Source organism: Clostridium sp. N3C (assembly GCF_900095445.1).
Lineage (GTDB): Bacteria > Bacillota > Clostridia > Clostridiales > Clostridiaceae > Clostridium_AU.
The window spans coordinates 26388-48126 of record NZ_FMJL01000020.1; the positions used below are offsets into that span (position 1 = coordinate 26388).

Sequence of the window (21739 nt, forward strand, 5' to 3'; positions counted from 1 at the left end):
AACTAATTATGAGTAAAAAAATTCAGCCGATGGCTGAATTTTTTTATTTAGACTCAAATCTAATACAAATAAAAAAGCTTATTGAATCTATAACTTTAATATCCCTTATCCTACTATTGACATCTGCTTAACTATATCTTCACTTCTATTTCAAACATGAATATTTTAATCCCTTAAAGAAAAAAATAAAATGAAACAGATTTGTTAATATGGCGAAGTGTTATAGGTAGAAAGGTTGTGTAGCCATGATTTTAAGGTTGTTTAATGAGTACTTTCTTGCTTTAGTTATAATACTTAGCTTACAGGTTATTTTCTATGATAGCAAGGAGTTTATGAAGAAAAATAGGGTCAAGAAGGCTAAAAAAGCAAGATTTATTGGGGGGCTATATATAGGATTAGCCTTACTTTTGTATTTGTGCAATAAATTAAGGTAAAGGGGTGACATTTTTGAAGGAGTTACTCAGAAAAAACATCTATGTTGATTTGGAGGATAACTTTACATATTTAAAAGAACTATTTGAGAATAATACAGATGTAGTATTTAGACGATTTTATGTTGGACCTTGGGAAGCTGCTCTCATATATGTAGAGGGGCTAGCGGATAATAAATTACTTAATGATTTTGTTATGGAAACATTAATGATTTTTGGAGATCGAGTTCAAAGTATTGAAGACATAAAAGATACTTTGATAACAGTCACTGATATTAAGGAAGAAAAGAAGCTGGATTCTGCTATTAAAGCCTTACTATCAGGAGAAACTATCTTTATGATCGATGGGATTGATATAGCCTATATCATTGCTACTAAATTCTGGCCTTCCAGAGGTATTTCTGAACCTTCTAGTGAAAGTGTTTTAAGAGGTCCTAAAGATGCCCTAGTTGAATCTTTGAGAGCCAATACTGCTCTTATCAGAAGAAGAATAAGAGATACTAGATTAAAGGTAGAAAGTACAACTGTAGGTGTTAGATCAAAGACAGATATAGCTATTATGTACGTTGAAGATATTGTAAATCATGATGTGTTAGCTCAGGTTAAAGAAAAGTTAGATAAGATTAATATAGATGCAATTTTAGATAGTGCCTATATAGAACAGCTTTTAGAAGGAAGTAAATGGTCCATATTTCCACAGATACAAGCTACGGAAAGACCAGATGTAGTAGCGGCAGCCTTACTGGAGGGTAGAGTAGCCTTGGTTGTTGATAATAGTCCGTTTTGTCTTATAGTTCCCGCTACTTTGAGCGCTCTGTTTCAATCGCCAGATGATTATAACCAGAGATGGTTATATGCATCTAGTATTAGATTGCTTAGAACTATAGCCATATTGCTATCACTTGTTTTGCCTGGTGTATATGTGTCTGTTACCTCTTTCCATACATCTATATTACCAACAAGATTAGTTTATGCTATGGCTGCCTCAAGGGAGGGTGTACCTTTTCCTGCTTTTATTGAGACCTTGATAATGGAGCTTAGCATGGCCTTACTAGTAGAGGCGGTGTTACGATTGCCCAATGGACTTGGGGCTACTATAGGAATAGTAGGAGGCTTGATAATTGGTCAGGCAGCGGTAAGTGCTGGAATAGTTAGTCCTGCTATGATAATTATTGTATCTATAACATCCTTAACTACTTTTATAACGCCACATTATGAAGTAATATCTTCCCAGAGGATAATTAGGGTAACTTTAATTATTGCAGCAGCTATCATAGGTTTTTACGGAATTGTGCTAATGCTGATAGTTTTTTTAATTCATTTAGCAAAATTAGAGAGCTTTGGTGTGCCCTATATGGCACCTATAGTTAATACTAGAAGCAGTGATATGAAAGACACATTTATAAGAGCACCCTTAAGATTTTTCAGGAAAAGACCAGCATACATTAATCCTCAAGATAAGATAAGACAAAAGTAATATGAGTGTGGAGGAATGACAATGGAAAAGGATAATTTTATAACATCCTATGGGTTTATAGCCACTATTATTGTAACAGTAGTAGGTATTGGTATATTCTCATATCCAAGGGAAATAGCATCTATGGTAGAAGGGGATGTGTGGCTAGTAACCATAGTTGCGGGGGGAATAAACCTAATTCTCCTTAAATTATTAGTAAGGGCTGTAAAAGTTAATGGATTTCAAAGTGTAACAGATGTTATTAAAGCTAGATTTGGAAGCATGCTTGGAGGGCTTATACTTATAATTATGTGTCTCCCAACTCTTTTTTCTGTGTCCCTTGGCTTAAGAGCTTTTATAGAAGTAGTAAAGATGTATTTGCTGACTAAAACCCCTACGGAGTTTCTTTTGGTTGTTACTATATTAACTGGAGTCTATATAGTTCGTGGTGGAGTAAGTACCAATGTAAAGTTTAATGAAATTACATTATGGATAATGTTTATTCCTGCTGTAATTATAGTGCTATTTACCTTTAAACAGGCAGATTACACTAACATACTTCCTGCCTTTAGACAGGAAGTGAAGTCTTATATATATGCCTTGCCAGTGGCTTCCTTTGCCTTTACTGGAGCAGAAGTTGTTTATATGATGTTACCAATGCTAAGAAATAAGAAAAGTGCAATTAAAGGTATTAGATACAGTATGATTTTTATTACTTTTTTTTACATAGTAGTATCAATTACAAGCATAGCCGTATTGACAACCTCTCAAACTAAGCAGCTTTTGTGGCCTGCTATAGATTTGATTAGAAGCATTGAGATTCCAGGAGCTTTTGTGGAGAGATGGGATGGAGTAGTGATGTCTTTGTGGATTATCTATTTCTTTACAACATTCTCCAATGGCTATACTTTTTCAGCCTATATATTAAGTGATGCATTACCTTTAAGAGATATACGACTTTCTGCCTTAATTATTGCACCTTTTGTTTATATAATAGCTTTGTTACCAACTAATCTTACTCAGCTATACAGTACAATTAATATAATAGCCCCTTTTAACTACATAATTAATTTGCTAATTATACCCTTATTATTAATAATGTTTGGTAAAAGCAAAAATTATAGTACAAGGGGGGAGGAACGATGAAGAAAAAAATGGTCTTGCTTTTATCCTGTATGTGTATTTTTTTAACAGGTTGTTGGGATAAGGTGGAGATAGATAGAAATGCCTTCGTTTCTGTAATTGGAGTGGACGTAGGAAAAGACATTAAAGACGAAGAAGCTTTAAAAGATGTTAAAGCAGGTGAACCCTTTGGAGAAAGAAATTTAGAAAGATTAAATGTAACCTTTGCCTTTCCGGACATAAGTAAATACACTTCTCAAAATCCAGAAATATCTTCTGATAAATATGTAAAGACACCTTCTTATTCTATGGAGGATGCTTTATCAAATGCAGTATCAAAGAGTAGCAGGGTTCTAAACCTAGGCCATACAGATTTGCTGCTCATAAGTAATGAACTGCTTCAGTATCCGGACAATGTGAAGGAAATAGTGGATTTTTTATCACGAAGTCCTCAAATAAATAGAACCATGTATGTGGCGATGACAGAAGGGGATGTGGAAGAGTTCTTTAACTTTAAAATAGAAATGGAAAATACCTTAGGAACATATCTAACAGGTTTAATGGAGAGCAGTAAACGAAATGCCTCTATTTTACCAGTGAACTTAAATGAATTTATCATATTATTGACTGAAAATGGCAATGCTATAATACCAGCAATCAAAATTGATAAAGATAAAAATGAAATGTTAATAGACGGTATAGCTATTATTAAAGGATATAAGTTTATAGGTCGCTTATCGCCTCAAGATACCACGGTAGTAGAAATGTTAAGAGGAAAACTGATAACTGGTAAAAAGGTTATATACAAGGATCAAGTGCCAATAGATTTAGAAATAGATAACTTAAAAAGAAAGATTAAGGTTGTTGAAGATAATGGAAAGTTAGTATTCAATATAAATATTGATATAGAAGGTAGAATAAAGGAGTATAAGGTGGATAAGGAGCTTTTTAATGATTATACACTTGAAGAAATTCAAAATTATTTCAACAATTCCTTAAGTGAAGAAGGTGAAAAGGTAGCAAGAAGAGTTCAACGTGAATATGCAGTAGATATCTTTGGGGTTAGAGAGCATGTAAGAAAATTTATGCCTATTACTTGGGAAAAGATGGAAGACAATTGGGAAAAAGCCTTTAAGGATGCTGTAATTAATGTCAATGTTGATACCAAAATTAGAAGAATTGGTACAAGAAAATAAAAAGAAAATGTATATTATATATAAAATATGGGAAATATTACTAGTGTGAATACAAAAAAAGGGGGAAATATACATGAAAAGATTCATGCTAGTAGTTTTTCTTTTAATATTTATTGGGGTTGCAGTGAATGAAGGGGTTTATGCTATGTTTTTATCAACTCGAGAAAAAGATAAGGAAATGTTAAATTCTATTAGTAGTAAATTAATTCGCTTTCACGTTATAGCAAACAGTGATAGTGAAGAAGATCAGAATTTAAAATTGAAGGTTAAAGATGAAGTGCTAAAATATTTGGCTCCAGAGTTGGAAAAGTGTACAACCATAGAGGAATCTAGGCAGCTGTTAAGAGACAATGATAATAAAGTAAAAGCTATAGCAGAAAAGGTAATTAGAGAAAATGGCTACAGCTATGAGGTTAAGAGTGAGCTGTCCAAGGAAAACTTTCCGGTAAAGACCTATGGACCTATAACCTTACCTCAAGGTAATTATGAAGCTTATAGAATTTTAATAGGCAACGCTGGTGGCCAAAATTGGTGGTGTGTTATGTTTCCTCCACTATGCTTTATAGATATTACAAAAGGTGAAGTTGCTGAAGAAAAAACTATAGAGCAAATGAAAGAGGTATTAAGTGAAGAAGAATTAGAATATGTAGAAAATGATAGCGAAAATATACAATTTAAATTTAAAATTGTAGAAATATATAATAAATTAAAAAAGCGACTTTAGTCGCTTTTACTTATATTTGCCTTTAATAGCTTGTGCATTAAGTTTTTTATATCGTATCCACTATTAGGCTTAGCGAATATTAAACAGTTGTTTCGCATGTTTTCTAGTTTTTCTGAATTACATAATAAGCTATTAATGGTTCTGTGGCAGTTTTTACCTTCGCCTAAGGAAACTGCTAGATTATTATCGAGCAAAAACTCGGCGTTTTTTTGCTCTTGACCAGGTATGGCTGAAAATACCGCTAGAGGGACACCACTTACCAATGCCTCTGTAATGGTAAGGCCTCCAGGTTTTGTTATAAGTAAATCACAGGCTTGCATATATTTGTTTACTTCGGTAGTATATCCTATAATTCTTGTATCTTTAACGGAATTACTACTTAGTTCTGTTAATTGATTGAATAGTTTTTTGTTATTGCCTGTTATTGCGATAATTTGAATATCTAAATCTACTTTCTGAAGCTCTTCGTATAAAAGACATAACTTACCTAATCCTAAACTACCCCCCATGAGCAATACTGTTTTTTTATCAGGATTCAAGTTTAGTGTTTTCAAAGTATTCTCTCTAGGATATTTTTTTAAAAAATTAGGTTTTACCGGTATTCCTAAAGGATATAGGATGCTTTTGTCTACACCTCTTTTAATCATTTCATCCACCATAGCTGAGGTGGATACAACATAAGCATCAATGTTTGGATGAATCCAAAAACTATGCGGAGCATAATCCGTTAGGATTGACAAAGCCGGTATATTTATCATGCCTTTAGCTTTTAATATGGATACCATTTCCGTTGTAAAAGCGTGAGTGGCAATTATTATGTCTGGGGAAAAATCATCTATAAGAGGGATAAGTTTATGTATAATCATTTCAATTAACTTATTACTAAAAGTTGCAATACTTTCTCCTGTTTCAGCAAAATCGTATAACTTACCAAACAGTGATGGTGATAGTTTTAAGCTCTTAAGATAACTACCAATAACCACTTTGTCTAGTAAGGGGTTTATGTATTTTATCGTATCCACTACCTTAACTTCATTATTTGGGTTCTCTAATTTTATATAGCATTCCATGGCTTCGGAAGCATTTACATGCCCACCGCCAGCAGAAATTGAAAGTATTAGTGTACGCATATGTTTCATCCTTTAAACAATCTTAGCTGTAAATCCTTATATAGGATTCTAATTTCAAACCTTAATCTATATTATACATAAAATTTAACTAGTAATAAACAAAATTATTGATATTTATGTTGAATGTGAGATTCTTTTACAAAGTTTAAGCTATATTTGAGCTATAGAAAATATATGAATAAGCGCATATATTCAAAGGGATAATAATAGTAAGGAGGTTGGAATATATGGAAATGACTAAAAAAAGAATGTTTTATACATTGTCGACAACTATAATTGTAGTGTTTGCTACTACATATGCAGTATTAATGACTTTAGAGAGACAAGATTATAGGAATTATTTGCAAGGCGAATATAGTAAAAATTTGTATGATCTTATTACTAACATAGAAAATATAGAAGATAATTTAGGAAAGTCTGCAGTAGTCAATTCAAAGGAACAAAGTATGATGATTTTTCAAGATATATATAAAGATGCTACTGCTGCAAATGACAAGCTTAACTCCTTGCCAATCCCCTTAGAAGTTTCCCAGGACACTACAAAATTTCTTTCACAGGTAGGAGATTATAGTTATACATTGGTGAAAGCTAATTCCGATGGAAAAGAACTTAGCGATGAGGAGTATAACACAATTGAAAGGCTGGAAGAGCAATCTAGTAAATTAAAAACTCAATTAAATAATATATTAGCAGATATTAATCAGGGAGATATAAAGTGGGGCGAAATTAGAAAAAAAATAACTAGTGTTATGGCAGCAGGAAATGAAGATCTTGTGTCGGAAAAATTTGAGGAAGTAAAAAAACAAGTAGTTGACTATCCAGCACTTATTTACGATGGACCTTTCTCCGACAATGTTTTGGATATTAAACCAAAGGTAAATGCTTTAGAAGAGGTTTCAGAAGATAAGGCTAAGGAGGCAATAAGATCCTTTATTGGCAAAGATAAGGTTAGCAATATAGAATCAAGGAAGGTGGAGGGAAATCAAAAGATTCCAGCTTATAGTTTTACTGTTACTATGAAGAATAAAGCTAAAGAGGAAAATGTGGTAGTTGAAATAAGTAAAAATGGAGGTAAAGTTATTTATTTATTGGATAACAGAAGGTACTCCGCTCCTACTATTGATGCAGAAAATGCAGTAGATATAGGAAAGAAGTACCTAGAGAAGCTAGGATATAAGGATATGAAAGAAACCTACAAGATGACTTATGAAGATAATGTAATTGTGAACTATGTTCATGTTATTAATGATATTTCTATTTATCCTGAGCAAGTAAAATTAAAAATTGCGTTAGATGATGGCAGTATAACTGGATTAGAAGCGGAAAAGTATTTAATTGCTTTTGATCCTGATAGAAAAATTCCAACCCCTAAGATAACACAGGAAGAAGCAGCTAAAGCTGTAAGTAAGAGGTTGAAGGTAAATAGTGTTAAATTAGCGATAGTACCTACAGAAACTAATAAAGAAGTGTTATGCTATGAATTTGCTGGTACTAATCATAATTCAGATTATATTGTTTATATAAATGCCGAAACTGGGAAAACTCAAAAAATATTAAAAGTTATTAATACTCCGAATGGTAAGTTAACTATATAAAAACATATGTTATAATATAATTTAAAGAAGGAACTGAAATTTTAGTTCCTTCTTTAAATATTGTCTTAAACTACAATTAAGAGGTGAGAACATGGGGAAAAAAGCGTTAATTTCTATCACCAGTCACCATAAGGCTAGTGAAAATGATATAATAGAAGTTCAAACTCCAGGGGAGTATTTTAAGAAGGATAATAAGTATTATGCTGAATATGAAGAAACGAAGATATCTGGAATGGAAGGAACTACAACCATTCTTGAAATAAATCCAGAAAAGGTTGTATTGATGAGGGAAGGAACCACTACGGCAAAAATGGAGTTTGAAAAAAACAACAAGTATACTACTTTATATAATACCCCTTATGGAGTTTTAGAGTTAGTTATATCTACAAGAAATATTAAAGTGGATATTGACGATAATGGTGGGGATATATATATAGATTATGACATGAGCGTGGCTGGTCAAGCATCCTACAACACTGAGTTAAATATTAATATAAAGGCTTAAATTTTTATAATAAAATATCACCTCTATGATTAAAATACATAGCTTTGGATAATAATTCAAGTATGCCAGTTTAATCTAGGGGTGTTTTTATGGAAGAGAGAAGCTATAAGTTCAATAAATATGAAATGATTATTAATATTATTTGCACCTATAAAGGAATTTCAAAATCACAATTAGGGAATATAATAAAGGACAAGGAGTGCAAGTATTTGCTATTGCTTTTGTTGGAAAATTATAAATGCATGGATTTACAGCAGATGAAAGTAGATCTGAAGATTTCTAGTAATAGAAGTATTAGATATAACGTGAAAAAAGCTGAAGAGAGATTTTTTATAAATAAAAGCTTTAGAGAAAAATATTTTGAGTTAGAAGAAATAGCAAATCAAATAATATAATAAATCTATTAAATGATAGTTTATTATTAAAATAATAGGCTAAAAGTCTAAAAAGTAAAATTATTAATCCTTGAGCTTTTCCTTATTATATGGTTTAATAATTTAGTTGTTGAAGGAAGGATTTTATTTATAAATATAGAATTATATTTATAGATAAAAATTAATGGAGGCGAATTGATGCTATATAATTTTGATATTAAAATTGCAGTGAAAAACTCAAATAACTGCTATAAAAGCTATGATTTCTCAATCTTTGAGTTGGAAAGCATCAGTGATTATCTGCCTGATTTTAATGCTACAATTAATAGTTCAAATAAGATATGTATAAGATATAAGTGTCCTATTTGTGGGGAAGAGCATGAGAATAACTACAATATTAAGGATTTTTTTAGAAAGCAATTAATTATAGGTGGATGCGATATCACAGGTTCACCGGTTTATTTTGTTGGACAACCAATAAAAGTGAGCAAATATATATCGAAATATAATGAGATTAACAGCAAAGTATATGCTATGTTGTAAATAGTATGGTAGGAGTTTTTATAAGGGTATACATAGAACTTTTAATAATAAATGTATACTCTTACCAAAAAAACTTATAAAGGTATGGATTAAAAACTGTAAATTGTATATAATATAAAAAGTATTATAAAGTTATAAGGTACATCTCTACATTTCTATTTTTCATGTTGAATTTATAATGCAACGATTCATTAAGTAAACAATTGATTTCTTTTATATTTTCCAAGGCTTAGTTTAACAAATATAATAGTTCTTATATATTAAATATTTGATGAAAGGTAGGTGAATACTGATTTACACATGAATTATTGATAAATATAATTATTTTTTGTCTTGTGTGAACAGGGAACATGTTGAGTAACAAAGATTATGAAACTATGACAATAATTGAATTAAGAAAAATTGCAAAGGAATTAGGTTTAAAGAACCTAACAAAGTATAAAAAAAACGAACTTATTGATGAAATCATTAAGTTATCTCCAAAATCTATTGAAAAGGATGGAGTTGTTCTAACGGAAAAAATTTCTCCTAAAAATAGAAATGTAGATGATAGTGAAAGCAATGATGACATTAAAGGGGAGGAAAATAAAATAAGCCCCAATGCTATGGAAGATAGAGAAAATGTTGAAGAAAATGTACAAGAAACCAAAATTAATCCAGAAGAAAAGAGAGAAAAACTAAGAGGGATGATTAATGAATCTGAAACTGCAAAAGGTGTTTTGGAGATTAATGAAAATAACAGTTTTGGATTCTTAAGAGGGAAAAATTATCTTTCTACTCCTGAAGATGTATATGTCTCACCATCACAAATAAGAAGGTTTAATTTAAGAACTGGTGATGAGATAGAAGGAAAGGTGAGAACACCAAAGGAAGGAGAAAAGTTCAAGGCTCTTTTATATGTTGATAAGGTAAATGGAGAAGATCCTGAAAAGGCTGTTGGTAGGAAACCTTTCGAATATTTAACGCCTATTTATCCAAATAAAAGACTTAGACTGGAGACTAAAAGCCAGTTGGATTTAGCCTCTCGTTTAATGGATATAATCTGCCCTATAGGTATGGGACAGAGAGGTCTAATCGTAGCCCCTCCTAAAGCTGGTAAAACTACTCTTCTAAAAAAAGTAGCTCAGAATTTATCTATAAATTATCCTAATGTAAAACTTATAGTTTTGCTTATAGATGAGAGACCGGAAGAAGTTACCGATATGCAGAGATCTATTAATGGTGAAGTAATTTTTTCTACCTTTGACGAGGAACCAGAACATCATACTAAGGTAGCACAGATGGTTTTGGAAAGAGCAAAAAGAATGGTAGAACAAGGGCAGGATGTGGTAATTCTTCTAGATAGTATAACTAGGCTCTCAAGAGCTTACAATTTAACTATTACACCAACAGGTAGAACCTTATCCGGAGGATTAGATCCAGGAGCTTTGATTATGCCTAAAAAGTTTTTTGGAGCTGCAAGAAACATAGAAGAGGGAGGAAGTCTTACAATATTAGCTACAGCCCTTGTAGAAACAGGCAGTAGAATGGACGATATGATATTTGAGGAATTTAAGGGTACTGGAAATATGGAAGTTCATTTAGATAGAAAGCTGCAGGAAAGAAGGATATTCCCTGCGGTAGACATATATAAGTCTGGTACTAGAAGAGATGATCTTCTTCATAATGAAGAAGAAAGAGATGCTGCTTATACTATAAGAAAGTTGCTATACAGGGAGGCTAATCCTGATGAAGTAACTGAAAAACTTATTAATTTGTTGGCAAAGACAAAAGACAATAAGGAGTTCTTATCTTTGATTAGTAAAGGGGATGCACTTCTTACTAAGGAAATTAATAAATAATACAAAAAAACAGGAAGTTTAACTTCCTGTTTTTTTGCATCTCGGATAACTAATTCGCCAATTTGGTTATTTATTTTCGTTATTGAGGTTGAATCTCTTATTGAACTTTTCAACTCTTCCGCCAACATCAACGATCTTTTGTTTCCCAGTGAAGAATGGGTGGCACTTAGAGCATATTTCTACTTTTAGTTCCTTTTTAACGGAACCTGTTGTAAAAGTATTTCCACATGCACACTTAACTACAGCGTCAGTGTAGTATTCTGGATGTATGCCTTCTCTCATCTTTTTCACCTCTTTCGAATTGCATCGATACAATTTTCAACTACTAAATTATAGCATATTGAATATCTTAGGTCAATACAAATTAATAATAATGAAGGAGACAATTAATATATAGTTGTTAAACTTTCTTAGAAGTATATTTTTGTTTATTGGAAAATGATTTTTTGTTATAATGAGTATACATTATACTTATTTTTGAGTTTATAAAATAAAATGTTTAGGATGCAAATTATAGAATAGAACATATTAAGAATGGCAAAAGGATAAAAAGAGAGGGTGGGAGTAATGACTAGAAAGACTTCTGTTGGAGGACAGGCAGTCATCGAAGGTGTTATGATGAGAGGAGAAAAAGGTGTTGCTACTGCTGTTAGGTTAGATGATGGCAGTATTGAGGTTAAATTTGAGAAGTTAGTACCTTCTACAAAGAAAAATAAGCTTTTGGCACTTCCGGTTATTAGGGGGGCTGTTTCTCTCTTTGAATCTTTAAAGATTGGCATTGAAACACTAAATTATTCTGCCAGCTTTTTTGAGGAGGAAGAGGAAGAAAGTAAATTTGATAAGTGGTTTAACAAGGTATTTAAAGATAAAAGCAATGATGTTTTAATGACCATCGCCCTTATCTTTTCTTTGGGCATTTCTGTGTTATTGTTTTTCTTATTGCCAACATTTATAGCTAATCTGCTTTATAAATTAAATTTTAGCAGGTTATCAGTAAATATTTTTGAAGGGGTTCTCCGTGTTGTTATATTTTTAGGCTACATTTATGCAGTAGGTAAGTTAGAAGATATAAAGAGAGTGTTTCAGTATCACGGGGCAGAGCATAAAACAATTTTTTGCTATGAAAATGAAGCTGAACTAACACCAGAAAATGCAGCTAAATTTAAGCGCTTTCATCCAAGATGTGGAACTAATTTTATGTTTATAGTAATGATTGTAAGTATAGCTTTATTTACATTGATTGAGTTTAAATCTATTTGGTATAAGCTTTTGTATAGATTATTACTCCTTCCTTTAGTAGCAGGCATCTCCTATGAGCTAATAAAGTGGATGGGGAAAAGTGAAGGAAAGCTTTCAGGTATAGTGGCTTATCCTGGTTTAAAGCTTCAGCAACTAACTACTAAGGAACCGGATGCATTACAACTTCAGGTAGCTATAGTAGCTTTAAAAGCCGCAGAAGGTATGGATTATTCTAGAGAAGTAAAATTATCTAAAGGTGGTAAGACAATAGGTGACCTCTTAAATGAGGCTAAGGATATATTGAAAAAATCTGAAATAGATAGTTACTTGTTGGATTCACAATTGCTTTTAGCTAAAGTTTTGAAGAAGGATAAGCTTTATGTAATTACTAATAGAGATGAAGTTGTAGAAAAAGATTTGGTTGAAAAGTATATGCGCTACATTGATTTAAGAAAGGATAAGATGCCAGTGAAATATATCCTTGAAGAATGCGAATTCATGGGGATAGATTTATATATTAAACCTGGTGTGCTTATTCCTAGAACTGATACAGAGATTTTAGTAGAATCGGTTATAGAAGATATAAAGGATAAAAGTTATACTAAAATATGTGATCTTTGTTGCGGTAGTGGAGCAATAGGTATAGCTATTGCTTCCTTGGTAAATAATGTTGATGTGGAATGTTATGACATAAGTCCTATAGCTGAAGAGGTAACTAGAAAGAATATTAAGAAGTTAGAGCTTCAAGAGAAAGTGAACTATAAGCACAGTGACTTGTTAGAAGAAGCTGTAAAGGAAAATAAAAAATATGATGTTATAGTATCAAATCCTCCTTATATTAAGGAAGAAGAAATAGATAAATTAATGGAAGATGTTAAGAATTATGAGCCTAGGTTGGCTCTTTCAGGAGGAGAAGACGGCTTAAACTTCTATAGGAAAATAACGGAGCAGGCAATAAGTTGTCTTAATAATGGTGGATTATTAGCCTTTGAAATAGGCCATGATCAAAGAGAAGCGGTAGAGCAAATAATGCTGGAAAAAGGTTTTAAAGATATTCAGTGTCTTAAGGATTTAGGAGGTAATGATAGAGTAGTTAAGGGATTTTTGTAAATATACGTTGATTAAGATAAAATCTCTATGTTATAATAATTTATTGTTATAGTTTTGAAAATATATAATAGTTCGGAGTTGAGTGGTGTATGTTAGATAAACTGCATTTTATAGAAAATAAATATGAAGAGTTATCCATAAAAATATCTGATCCTTCCGTTATGGCAGACCAAAAAGAATGGCAAAAGCTTTGCAAAGAGCATGCTGATTTGGAAATCATAGTTACAAAGTATAGAGAGTACAAACAAGTTCTTGAAGATATAGAAGCTGCTAAAGAAATGATTAGCCAAGAAGAAGATAAAGATATGAAGGAAATGCTTCAAGAAGAGTTAAAGGAACTTACGGAAAAAGAAGAAGAGACTAAGAAAGAACTTCAGATAATGCTTATACCTAAGGATCCTAATGATGATAAAAACGTATTTGTTGAAATTAGAGGCGGTACCGGAGGAGAAGAGGCTGCATTGTTTGCAGCAGACTTATTCAGAATGTATACTAGATACGCTGAATCTAAAGGTTGGAAAGTAGAAGTTATGAGTGCTAATGAAACAGATATTGGCGGATTTAAAGAAATAGTATTTATGATTTCTGGTACTGGAGCTTATAGTAGATTAAAGTATGAAAGTGGAGTTCATAGAGTACAAAGAGTACCAGATACAGAGGCTAGCGGAAGAATTCATACCTCTGCTACTACTGTAGCGGTGCTTCCTGAAGTGGAAGAAGTGGATATAGAAATTAATCCTAATGATTTAAGAATAGATGTTTATAGATCTTCTGGTCATGGTGGACAGTGTGTTAATACTACTGATTCAGCGGTAAGAATAACACACTTACCTACAGGATTAGTAGTAACCTGCCAGGATGAAAAGTCTCAGCTAAAAAATAAAGAAAAAGCATTGAAGGTACTTAGAGCTAGATTGTACGAGAAAGCGGAGGCTGAAAGAAATGCTAGTATAGCTGCTGATAGAAGAAATCAGGTGGGTTCCGGCGATAGAAGTGAAAGAATAAGAACTTATAATTTCCCTCAGGGTAGAGTTACAGATCATAGAATTGGTCTTACACTATATAAATTAGATTCCTTTATGAACGGAGATTTAGATGAAATTATTAATGCCCTTATTACTGCTGACCAAGCAGAAAAATTGCAGAAGATGGGCAATAATGAAGTTTAGAATATTATTGAGGTGAAGTTGATGAATATAAATAAAGCCATAAAGAAGCAAAATAACTCTTATAAGAGGTTTGTGCTTATTATGGGCTTTATTTTTTTTATTAATCCTCTTGTATTAATTATATCCGGTGAATTTAATTTGTTTTTTTTATCTTACTTAGTCATAATAGAAGTACTAATAATTGTAGCTGTATTATTAAAAAAAGATGCAAATTCTATGAGTTACGAGTATTATAATGGTAAATTGAAGCTTTACCAAGGAATCTTTAAAAAGAAGTGCTCTATACACTGTGAAAAAGTGGTGTTTGTGCATATTGAAACTAAGATTCAAGATAAAGAAGATCCAGATATTATAATGCTAACAAGCTCTAGGTTTAGAAATAAAAAAATAAATCAAGTTGATATTACTTTTTTAAAAAAACATGAATATGTAAAAAAGGAATATGAAAAAATAAAAGCTGCTAATCCTGATGAGGAATACTATTATATAATAGTATCGAAAGGAAAGTTGATAAAGTATAAACTATTGATGGAATTATATAAAAGATGTGTTAATGCTAAATTTTCAGAGTTTGCAATTGATTCTATAAAAACTTGGTATGACAATTAATTATTATAGTAGATGATAGCTTTTAGTGGTTATAATTACTCCTTTCTATAAATAGAATACTATAGAATGGAGTGATTAAGTTGCAAAATGTTATTCTTGTGGTTATCTTATCTTCTATTATATCTTTAATTGGGACAATGGTTGGTGCCTCTATAGGTGTGTTTTTTAAGAATCCATCTAAGAGGTTTATGAGTTCGATTTTGGGCTTTGCTGCAGGTATTATGCTAGCTATAGTTGTTTTTGACTTGATTCCAGAGTCCATAGAAAGCTGGAGTTTTTCAGGAACAATCATTTTTGTTATCATAGGGATTCTCATAGTTATGACTATAGACAATTTAATCCCTGAAGACCATAATGAAGTCTCTGCTCATTATAAAGTAGCTTTTCTTACTGCTTTGGGGCTTATGCTCCATAACTTTCCTGAGGGCATAATAATGGGCTGCGGATTTATGGCAGGTAAAACCCTAGGCTTGAGAATGAGCATAATAATAGCTATCCATGATATTCCTGAAGGGATGGCAGTTTCTGCACCTTTAATGTTATCACGAGTTAGAGTATCTAAAATTCTTACCTATGTTTTGATAACAGCCTTACCTACTGCTTTAGGAGCTTGGTTAGGTATATTCTTAGGAAGTGTTTCAAAAAATATGCTGGGTTCCTGTCTTGCCATGGCATCTGGTATTATGCTGTATATTTCTTGTGGTGAGCTGTTACCAGAGTCTAACAAACAGTGGAAAGGAATTGCAGGTACTGTAGGCTTGCTTTCAGGAGTTATATTAGGATTGATTATGATAAAGATAATTTAGAATTTAAGGGGAAATGTACTATGAAGACAAAGGTAGTAAAAATGCTAGAGAATAATTTGAATGAGGAAGCTTTAGAAGAAGCAGCGGAAGTAATAAATAAGGGCGGTTTAGTGGCTTTTCCTACGGAGACTGTTTATGGATTAGGGGCTAATGCGTTAGACCCAGAGGCAGTAAAAAAGATATTTGAAGCTAAGGGAAGACCTCAAGACAATCCCTTAATAGTACATATTGCAGACTATGATTTACATGCATATGCTAAGGAAGTACCGGATATAGTTAATAAGCTTACTGAGCGTTTTTGGCCAGGGCCTCTCACTATTATTTTGGAAAAGAAAAGTATCATACCAGATGAGACTAGTGCTGGTTTATCAAGCATAGGACTTAGAATGCCTAAAAATGAAATTGCCTTAGCTCTAATAAAAAAATCTGGCCTACCTATTGCTGCTCCATCGGCAAATCTTTCAGGAAAACCCAGTCCTACAGAGGTTCAAAGATGTATAGAAGACTTGGATGGCAGGGTGGATTTTATAATAGGAGGTTCTGAAAGCGAAATTGGAGTGGAATCTACAGTGTTAGATTGTACCAGCTATCCACCTTGTATTTTAAGACCCGGTGGTATTACCCTTGAAATGTTAAGGGAGATAGATGAAAAAATATATATTGATCCAGCTATTATGGAAAAGGTTACTGGGGATTTTAAGCCTAAAGCTCCTGGAATGAAGTATAGACATTATGCCCCTAAGGCACCGGTAAAGATTATTAAGGGAGATTTCAAAAAAACTATTGAAAAAATTAATGAAATGGTACAAAATTATATGGATAGAAATTTAAAAGTTGGCATAATGGCAACGGATGAAACTATGGATTTTTATCCTAATGGTGAAGTGATTTCACTAGGAAGTAGAGAGAACTTATCCTCAGTGGCTCACAATCTTTTTGAGGTTCTTCGAGCCTTAGATGATAAAAAGGTTGATATTATTTTATCGGAAGCTTTCGAAGAAGAGGGGATAGGCATTGCTATTATGAATCGTCTTAATAAAGCAGCATCTTTTGACATAATAAAGATTTAATTGGAGGCAACTATGAATATATTATTCGTATGCTCAGGAAATACTTGCAGAAGTTGTATGGCTGAAGCTATATTTAATCATTACAATACTATAAGTGATATTAAGGCGTTTTCTGCTGGAGTAGCTGCAATTAAAGGAAGCAAAACTTCCAAAAATTCTGCAGTGGTAGTAGAAACAAATACAGGGGTTAATATAGCTGACAGAGAAGCAGTACAACTTACTCAAGAACAGGTTCATAATAGTGATTTAATATTAACTATGACTTACAGTATAAAAAATTACTTAGTAAGTTTATTTCCTGATTTTAAAAATAAAATATATGTATTAAACGAGTATGTCGGCGCAGAGGGAGAAGTTTCAGACCCTTACGGCGGCGATATAGCCGTTTATAATAATACTTTTAAATCATTAAAAAAATATATAGATTTGCTATTGTTAAAGCTAAAAGAAGATATCAGTAAGTAATATTACTGCTATCTTCTTTTTTGCAATATTAAAATGGTTTAACCTATTGATAATTTTCTGAAAATAATTTGGAGAAAATAAAAAAGTATGGAGGTGTATAGGATGAAAATTGCCATTGGATCTGATCATGGTGGCTTTAGGTTAAAGGGTTATATTATTGATTATCTTAAGAGTAAGGGCATAGAGTATAAAGATTTTGGAGCTTTTGATGAATCTTCTTGTGATTATCCAGATTATGCATTGCCTGTAGCTGAAGCTGTGGCAGCAAAAGAATACGATTTTGGTATTCTTATCTGTGGTACTGGTATAGGTATAGGTATTGCAGCAAATAAAGTTCCTGGTATAAGAGCAGCCTTGTGTCATGATACTTTTAGTGCTCATGCTTGCAGAGAACATAATAACGCTAATATACTTACTATGGGAGAAAGAATTGTTGGGCCAGGTTTAGCAGTAGAAATAGTAGATACATTTTTAAATGCTAAATTCGAAGGTGGTAGACATATCCTAAGAATTGACAAAATAAGTGAAATCGAAAGAAAATATAATAAATAAATGAATGAATGGGGGATTTTATAATGAGTAAAGTAACACAAATAGCACATCCATTAATTCAGCACAAGCTAGCTATTATTAGAGATAAAAATACTGGTTCAAAGGACTTTAGAGAATTGGTAGAAGAAGTAGCTATGCTTATGGCCTACGAAGTTACTAGAGAAATGCAGGTAAAAGATGTTGAAATAGAAACACCAATATGCAAAACAACTTGCAAAATGTTAGCTGGTAAGAAATTAGCTATTGTTCCTATACTAAGAGCGGGTTTAGGCATGGTAGATGGAATGCTAAAGTTAATACCAGCAGCTAAGGTTGGTCATATTGGTTTATATAGAGATGAAGAAACACTACAGCCAGTAGAATATTTCTGTAAGTTACCTCAGGACATACAGGAAAGAGAAGTTATCGTGGTAGATCCAATGTTAGCTACAGGTGGCTCTGCAGCTGATGCTATAACTTTGCTTAAGAAAAGAGGAGCAGTTAATATAAAACTTGTTTGCTTAATATCTGCACCTGAGGGTATTAAAGCAGTAACAGAAGCTCATCCAGATGTAGATGTTTATGTTGCAGCTATAGACGAAAAGTTAAATGAAAATGGATATATTGTGCCAGGTTTGGGCGATGCTGGCGATAGATTATTCGGTACAAAGTAATAATTAAAATCAATATTTTGAAAGGCTTTTCTCAGTTAAGGAGAAAAGCCTTATTTTTTAGTACTTTAAGTAAAATTGTATCGTATAAACCTATAAAAGTTTGTATTAACTAGGTAGATGGTTTATAATATACTTGATATGGAAGTTTTAACTTTCTACTTAATAAGTTAATGGATAATTTTTAAAAACTTATTATAAATATCTTTTAATATGTTTTAAATCAAATCTTTAAGTTCATAATACATAAATAACAGGATGGGGATAAAATGGAACGAAGAGATAAACATAATTATTATTTAGATATAGCAGAAACCGTTTTAGAAAGAGGAACCTGTTTAAGAAGGAATTATGGATCTATAATAGTAAAAAATGATGAAATAATATCTACAGGCTATACTGGTGCACCTAGAGGAAGAAAGAATTGCTCTGATCTTGGTTTTTGCAGGAGAGAACAGTTAAATATCCCTAGAGGTACTAAGTATGAGCTTTGCCGTTCAGTTCATTCCGAGGCAAATGCAATTATTAGTGCTGCTAGACGAGATATGATAGGGGCAACCTTATATCTTGTTGGAAAGGATGCAAAAACTGGGCAATTAGTAGAACAGGCTAATTCATGTACTATGTGTAAAAGAATGATTATTAACGCTGGTATAGAAAAAGTTTATATAAGAGATACGAAGGACAGCTACAGAGAAATACTTGTTGAACAATGGATAAGAGAAGATGATTCTCTAGTAGGCGATGGAACATACTAAGATAGAAAGTGATAAATAAAATGAATAGTGTAATAATATTGATATTAGTATCTGGCATAATAGCTTTCTTGGTGACCCCCATAATAAAAAAGCTTGCAATAAAATTTAATGTGATGGACGTGCCAAAGAGCAATAGAAAAGTTCATAAGAAGCCTATACCACTTTTAGGAGGGTTGGCTATATATATACCCTTTGTACTTTTGACCTTAACAAAAAAATCAGCTTTAACTGATGCAGAAATAGGAATAGTTTTAGGCGCTACTATAATTATAATAGGGGGTATTTTAGATGATAAATGGGATTTAACCCCTTATGAAAAATTATTTTTTCAGTTAATGGCTGCAGTGGTTTTATTAATTATGGGAGTTAATATACAGCTGATTGCGAACCCTTTCACTAATGATATTTCGTATTTGGATATTGGTTATTTATCTATACCTATTACTATAGTTTGGGTAGTGGGAATCACTAATGCTATGAACTTAATAGATGGATTAGACGGACTTTCTGCTGGAGTCTCCCTTATTTCCACTATTACTATTTTTCTTATAGCCTTAACCAAGGATAGGAGTAGTGCTATGTATCTTACTGCTATTCTTATGGGGGCTATAACTGGGTTTTTACCTTACAATTTCAATCCCGCTTCGATTTTTTTGGGTGATACTGGGTCGCAGCTCTTAGGCTTTCTTTTAGCGGCAATATCTATGGAAGGTGCCATTAAATCTGCAACTATTTTTTCCGTAGTAGTTCCTATATTAACTATGGGGCTACCTATTTTTGATACAATCTTTGCCATCATAAGAAGAAAGATTAACGGTAGGCCTATTATGGAGCCAGATCGTGGTCACCTGCATCACAGACTGTTGAATTTGGGGCTTAGTCAAAGGCGGGTAGTTTTAATAATGTATTTGATAAGCGCTTTGTTAAGCGGATTAGCTATTTTTTCTGTGCAATTGAGCTCTCTTGCATCTTACTATTTACTGATAAGTGTAATTATATTAATAGGCGTCATCTGTTGGAGGATTGGATTATTTAAACATGAGGATTAATATTAAGGAGATGAAGGTATGATTAAAATAAAGGTACTCACCATTTTTGGAACAAGACCTGAAGCAATAAAAATGGCACCCTTAATAAAAAAATTAGAACAATACGACTGTATAACATCTAAAGTATGTGTTACAGCTCAACACAGAGAAATGTTAGATCAAGTATTAAATTTATTTAACATAACTCCAGACTATGATTTAAATATAATGAAGACTAGACAGAGCCTTACAGGTATTACATCAATGGTGTTGCAGGGATTAGAAGAGGTCTTTGATAAGGAAAAACCAGATATAATTTTGGTACATGGAGATACAACTACAACTTTTTCAGGGGCTTTAGCAGCTTTTTATAAGCAAATTAAAGTTGGCCATGTGGAGGCTGGTTTAAGAACCTTTGATAAGTATTTTCCTTTTCCAGAGGAAATGAATAGAAAGTTAACTGGCGCTTTGGCAGATTTACATTTTGCTCCAACAACAGGTTCAAAAAACAATCTTTTAAGAGAAGGTATAGCAGAAGAGGCTATTTTTATTACTGGAAATACTGTAATTGATGCTATGGATTATACGGTGGAAGAAGATTATATATTTGAAAATGAGGAATTAAATAAAATAGACTATTCTAAAAAGGTAATAATGGTAACAGCTCATAGGAGAGAAAACTGGGGTGAAGGAATAAATAATATATGTAAAGCAATTAATAGGATAATAGAAGAAAATGAAGATGCAGAGGTTGTTTATTTAGTTCATTTAAATCCTATTGTAAAGGATGTAGTATATAGAGAATTGGGCGGCAAAGAAAGGATACATCTTTTACCTCCATTAGATACAAAAGAAACCCATAATCTTATGAATAAATGCTATATGATTATGACGGATTCCGGTGGATTGCAAGAGGAAGCTCCACATCTTGGAAGGCCAGTTCTAGTGTTAAGAGATGTTACTGAAAGGCCAGAAGCAGTGGAAGCTGGTACAGTGAAATTGGTAGGCACTGACTGTGAAAAAATCTACGAAGAAGCTAATAAGCTTCTTCGGGATGTAACAGAATACGATACTATGAGTAAGGCAATTAATCCTTATGGTGATGGGAAGGCTTCAGAGAGAATATGCGAAGCTATTATAAATTATTTTGCTAAATCTAATAGAAAAGTACAAGAGTTTCAAGGTTAAAAGATTGTTTATTTTTTAACAAAATTATATTGATAAACCTAACTTTTATATGTATAATTAATGTGTGATAAGGTTTTATTTTAAAAGTTAACAATACATATATTGGAAAGGGGGTTGGCTGGTTTCGCTGGCAAACGTAAAAATTAGGTTATAGATGGATTAAAAATAGCCTATGTTA

General features: G+C 32.3%; 23 protein-coding genes. 21 read left to right on the forward strand and 2 right to left on the reverse strand.

Features of this window, described 5'->3' with window-relative positions:
* Positions 1-245 precede the first annotated feature (245 nt).
* The 5 genes from N3C_RS15510 to spoIIR all read left to right on the forward strand — a co-directional run bounded on the left by N3C_RS15510 (position 246) and on the right by spoIIR (position 4929).
* The gene (locus N3C_RS15510; protein WP_074365447.1) at positions 246-434 is read left to right on the forward strand and encodes a CLC_0170 family protein; all 189 of its coding nucleotides are present in this window, start codon (positions 246-248) and stop codon (positions 432-434) included.
* 13 nt (positions 435-447) lie between these two features.
* Positions 448-1908, forward strand: a complete 1461-nt coding sequence (locus tag N3C_RS07605; protein ID WP_074365448.1) for a spore germination protein — start codon at positions 448-450, stop codon at positions 1906-1908.
* A 21-nt stretch (positions 1909-1929) separates the two neighbouring features.
* A complete protein-coding gene (locus N3C_RS14715; RefSeq protein ID WP_178377793.1) occupies positions 1930-3033 on the forward strand; it encodes a GerAB/ArcD/ProY family transporter in 1104 nt (367 codons plus the stop codon).
* Positions 3030-4205: a Ger(x)C family spore germination protein gene (locus N3C_RS14720; protein WP_083604471.1), complete on the forward strand. Its 1176-nt coding sequence runs from the start codon at positions 3030-3032 to the stop codon at positions 4203-4205. Before N3C_RS14715 ends, N3C_RS14720 begins: the two co-directional genes overlap by 4 nt.
* A 73-nt stretch (positions 4206-4278) precedes the next feature.
* The gene (spoIIR, locus tag N3C_RS07615) at positions 4279-4929 is read left to right on the forward strand and encodes a stage II sporulation protein R (protein WP_074365449.1); all 651 of its coding nucleotides are present in this window, start codon (positions 4279-4281) and stop codon (positions 4927-4929) included.
* Here spoIIR and N3C_RS07620 read toward each other — a convergent pair.
* The gene (locus tag N3C_RS07620) at positions 4926-6059 is read right to left on the reverse strand and encodes an MGDG synthase family glycosyltransferase (protein ID WP_074365450.1); all 1134 of its coding nucleotides are present in this window, start codon (positions 6057-6059) and stop codon (positions 4926-4928) included. The genes spoIIR and N3C_RS07620 overlap by 4 nt on opposite strands.
* Before the next feature lie 227 nt (positions 6060-6286).
* Between N3C_RS07620 and ypeB the strand changes: the two genes are divergently transcribed.
* From ypeB to rho, 5 genes are all read left to right on the forward strand, one after another.
* Positions 6287-7654 (forward strand): germination protein YpeB, encoded by a 1368-nt coding sequence (ypeB, locus tag N3C_RS07625; protein WP_074365451.1) that lies wholly within the window; start codon positions 6287-6289, stop codon positions 7652-7654.
* Between the two features lie 91 nt (positions 7655-7745).
* Positions 7746-8159, forward strand: a complete 414-nt coding sequence (locus N3C_RS07630) for a YwiB family protein (RefSeq protein ID WP_074365452.1) — start codon at positions 7746-7748, stop codon at positions 8157-8159.
* A gap of 89 nt (positions 8160-8248) precedes the next feature.
* A complete protein-coding gene (locus N3C_RS07635; protein WP_074365453.1) occupies positions 8249-8554 on the forward strand; it encodes a hypothetical protein in 306 nt (101 codons plus the stop codon).
* 177 nt (positions 8555-8731) lie between these two features.
* Complete coding sequence (locus N3C_RS07640) at positions 8732-9076, forward strand: hypothetical protein (RefSeq protein WP_074365454.1); 345 nt, start codon at positions 8732-8734, stop codon at positions 9074-9076.
* 353 nt (positions 9077-9429) lie between these two features.
* The gene (gene rho, locus N3C_RS07645) at positions 9430-10917 is read left to right on the forward strand and encodes a transcription termination factor Rho (protein WP_074365455.1); all 1488 of its coding nucleotides are present in this window, start codon (positions 9430-9432) and stop codon (positions 10915-10917) included.
* A gap of 66 nt (positions 10918-10983) precedes the next feature.
* On the opposite strand, the gene rpmE is transcribed toward rho, so the two are convergent.
* A complete protein-coding gene (gene rpmE / locus N3C_RS07650; RefSeq protein ID WP_074365456.1) occupies positions 10984-11199 on the reverse strand; it encodes a 50S ribosomal protein L31 in 216 nt (71 codons plus the stop codon).
* Positions 11200-11484: 285 nt separating this feature from the next.
* On the opposite strand from rpmE, the gene prmC reads away from it, so the two are divergent.
* The 11 genes from prmC to wecB all read left to right on the forward strand — a co-directional run bounded on the left by prmC (position 11485) and on the right by wecB (position 21561).
* Positions 11485-13266, forward strand: coding sequence for a peptide chain release factor N(5)-glutamine methyltransferase (gene prmC / locus N3C_RS07655; RefSeq protein ID WP_074365457.1), 1782 nt, complete (start codon positions 11485-11487; stop codon positions 13264-13266).
* Positions 13267-13355: 89 nt separating this feature from the next.
* Complete coding sequence (prfA, locus tag N3C_RS07660; RefSeq protein ID WP_074365458.1) at positions 13356-14435, forward strand: peptide chain release factor 1; 1080 nt, start codon at positions 13356-13358, stop codon at positions 14433-14435.
* 21 nt (positions 14436-14456) lie between these two features.
* Complete coding sequence (locus N3C_RS07665) at positions 14457-15044, forward strand: hypothetical protein (RefSeq protein ID WP_074365459.1); 588 nt, start codon at positions 14457-14459, stop codon at positions 15042-15044.
* A 137-nt stretch (positions 15045-15181) separates the two neighbouring features.
* Positions 15182-15850, forward strand: coding sequence for a ZIP family metal transporter (locus N3C_RS07670; protein WP_074365475.1), 669 nt, complete (start codon positions 15182-15184; stop codon positions 15848-15850).
* Positions 15851-15870: 20 nt separating this feature from the next.
* The gene (locus N3C_RS07675; RefSeq protein ID WP_074365460.1) at positions 15871-16920 is read left to right on the forward strand and encodes an L-threonylcarbamoyladenylate synthase; all 1050 of its coding nucleotides are present in this window, start codon (positions 15871-15873) and stop codon (positions 16918-16920) included.
* A 12-nt stretch (positions 16921-16932) separates the two neighbouring features.
* The gene (locus tag N3C_RS07680) at positions 16933-17385 is read left to right on the forward strand and encodes a low molecular weight protein arginine phosphatase (RefSeq protein WP_074365461.1); all 453 of its coding nucleotides are present in this window, start codon (positions 16933-16935) and stop codon (positions 17383-17385) included.
* A 102-nt stretch (positions 17386-17487) separates the two neighbouring features.
* The gene (gene rpiB / locus N3C_RS07685) at positions 17488-17937 is read left to right on the forward strand and encodes a ribose 5-phosphate isomerase B (RefSeq protein ID WP_074365462.1); all 450 of its coding nucleotides are present in this window, start codon (positions 17488-17490) and stop codon (positions 17935-17937) included.
* 23 nt (positions 17938-17960) lie between these two features.
* Entirely contained in the window at positions 17961-18590 is a 630-nt protein-coding gene (gene upp / locus N3C_RS07690) for a uracil phosphoribosyltransferase (RefSeq protein ID WP_074365463.1), read from the forward strand.
* A gap of 266 nt (positions 18591-18856) precedes the next feature.
* Positions 18857-19345 (forward strand): deoxycytidylate deaminase, encoded by a 489-nt coding sequence (locus tag N3C_RS07695; RefSeq protein WP_074365464.1) that lies wholly within the window; start codon positions 18857-18859, stop codon positions 19343-19345.
* A gap of 20 nt (positions 19346-19365) precedes the next feature.
* Positions 19366-20394, forward strand: a complete 1029-nt coding sequence (locus N3C_RS07700; RefSeq protein WP_074365465.1) for an MraY family glycosyltransferase — start codon at positions 19366-19368, stop codon at positions 20392-20394.
* A gap of 18 nt (positions 20395-20412) precedes the next feature.
* Entirely contained in the window at positions 20413-21561 is a 1149-nt protein-coding gene (gene wecB, locus N3C_RS07705; protein ID WP_074365466.1) for a non-hydrolyzing UDP-N-acetylglucosamine 2-epimerase, read from the forward strand.
* Positions 21562-21739: the final 178 nt, after the last annotated feature.

What these genes read in the sequence shown, in the direction of transcription:
- N3C_RS07635 (WP_074365453.1), top strand. Translation starts at nt 8,249, where the DNA reads ATGGAAGAGAGAAGCTATAAGTTCAATAAATATGAAATGATTATTAAT.
- rpmE (WP_074365456.1), bottom strand. Translation starts at nt 11,199, where the DNA reads ATGAGAGAAGGCATACATCCAGAATACTACACTGACGCTGTAGTTAAG.
- N3C_RS07630 (WP_074365452.1), top strand. Translation starts at nt 7,746, where the DNA reads ATGGGGAAAAAAGCGTTAATTTCTATCACCAGTCACCATAAGGCTAGT.
- wecB (WP_074365466.1), top strand. Translation starts at nt 20,413, where the DNA reads ATGATTAAAATAAAGGTACTCACCATTTTTGGAACAAGACCTGAAGCA.
- N3C_RS15510 (WP_074365447.1), top strand. Translation starts at nt 246, where the DNA reads ATGATTTTAAGGTTGTTTAATGAGTACTTTCTTGCTTTAGTTATAATA.
- N3C_RS07620 (WP_074365450.1), bottom strand. Translation starts at nt 6,059, where the DNA reads ATGCGTACACTAATACTTTCAATTTCTGCTGGCGGTGGGCATGTAAAT.
- spoIIR (WP_074365449.1), top strand. Translation starts at nt 4,279, where the DNA reads ATGAAAAGATTCATGCTAGTAGTTTTTCTTTTAATATTTATTGGGGTT.
- N3C_RS14715 (WP_178377793.1), top strand. Translation starts at nt 1,930, where the DNA reads ATGGAAAAGGATAATTTTATAACATCCTATGGGTTTATAGCCACTATT.
- N3C_RS07640 (WP_074365454.1), top strand. Translation starts at nt 8,732, where the DNA reads ATGCTATATAATTTTGATATTAAAATTGCAGTGAAAAACTCAAATAAC.
- upp (WP_074365463.1), top strand. Translation starts at nt 17,961, where the DNA reads ATGAGTAAAGTAACACAAATAGCACATCCATTAATTCAGCACAAGCTA.
- N3C_RS14720 (WP_083604471.1), top strand. Translation starts at nt 3,030, where the DNA reads ATGAAGAAAAAAATGGTCTTGCTTTTATCCTGTATGTGTATTTTTTTA.
- N3C_RS07680 (WP_074365461.1), top strand. Translation starts at nt 16,933, where the DNA reads ATGAATATATTATTCGTATGCTCAGGAAATACTTGCAGAAGTTGTATG.
- prfA (WP_074365458.1), top strand. Translation starts at nt 13,356, where the DNA reads ATGTTAGATAAACTGCATTTTATAGAAAATAAATATGAAGAGTTATCC.
- N3C_RS07700 (WP_074365465.1), top strand. Translation starts at nt 19,366, where the DNA reads ATGAATAGTGTAATAATATTGATATTAGTATCTGGCATAATAGCTTTC.
- N3C_RS07670 (WP_074365475.1), top strand. Translation starts at nt 15,182, where the DNA reads ATGGTTGGTGCCTCTATAGGTGTGTTTTTTAAGAATCCATCTAAGAGG.
- ypeB (WP_074365451.1), top strand. Translation starts at nt 6,287, where the DNA reads ATGGAAATGACTAAAAAAAGAATGTTTTATACATTGTCGACAACTATA.
- N3C_RS07665 (WP_074365459.1), top strand. Translation starts at nt 14,457, where the DNA reads ATGAATATAAATAAAGCCATAAAGAAGCAAAATAACTCTTATAAGAGG.
- prmC (WP_074365457.1), top strand. Translation starts at nt 11,485, where the DNA reads ATGACTAGAAAGACTTCTGTTGGAGGACAGGCAGTCATCGAAGGTGTT.
- rpiB (WP_074365462.1), top strand. Translation starts at nt 17,488, where the DNA reads ATGAAAATTGCCATTGGATCTGATCATGGTGGCTTTAGGTTAAAGGGT.
- N3C_RS07675 (WP_074365460.1), top strand. Translation starts at nt 15,871, where the DNA reads ATGAAGACAAAGGTAGTAAAAATGCTAGAGAATAATTTGAATGAGGAA.
- N3C_RS07695 (WP_074365464.1), top strand. Translation starts at nt 18,857, where the DNA reads ATGGAACGAAGAGATAAACATAATTATTATTTAGATATAGCAGAAACC.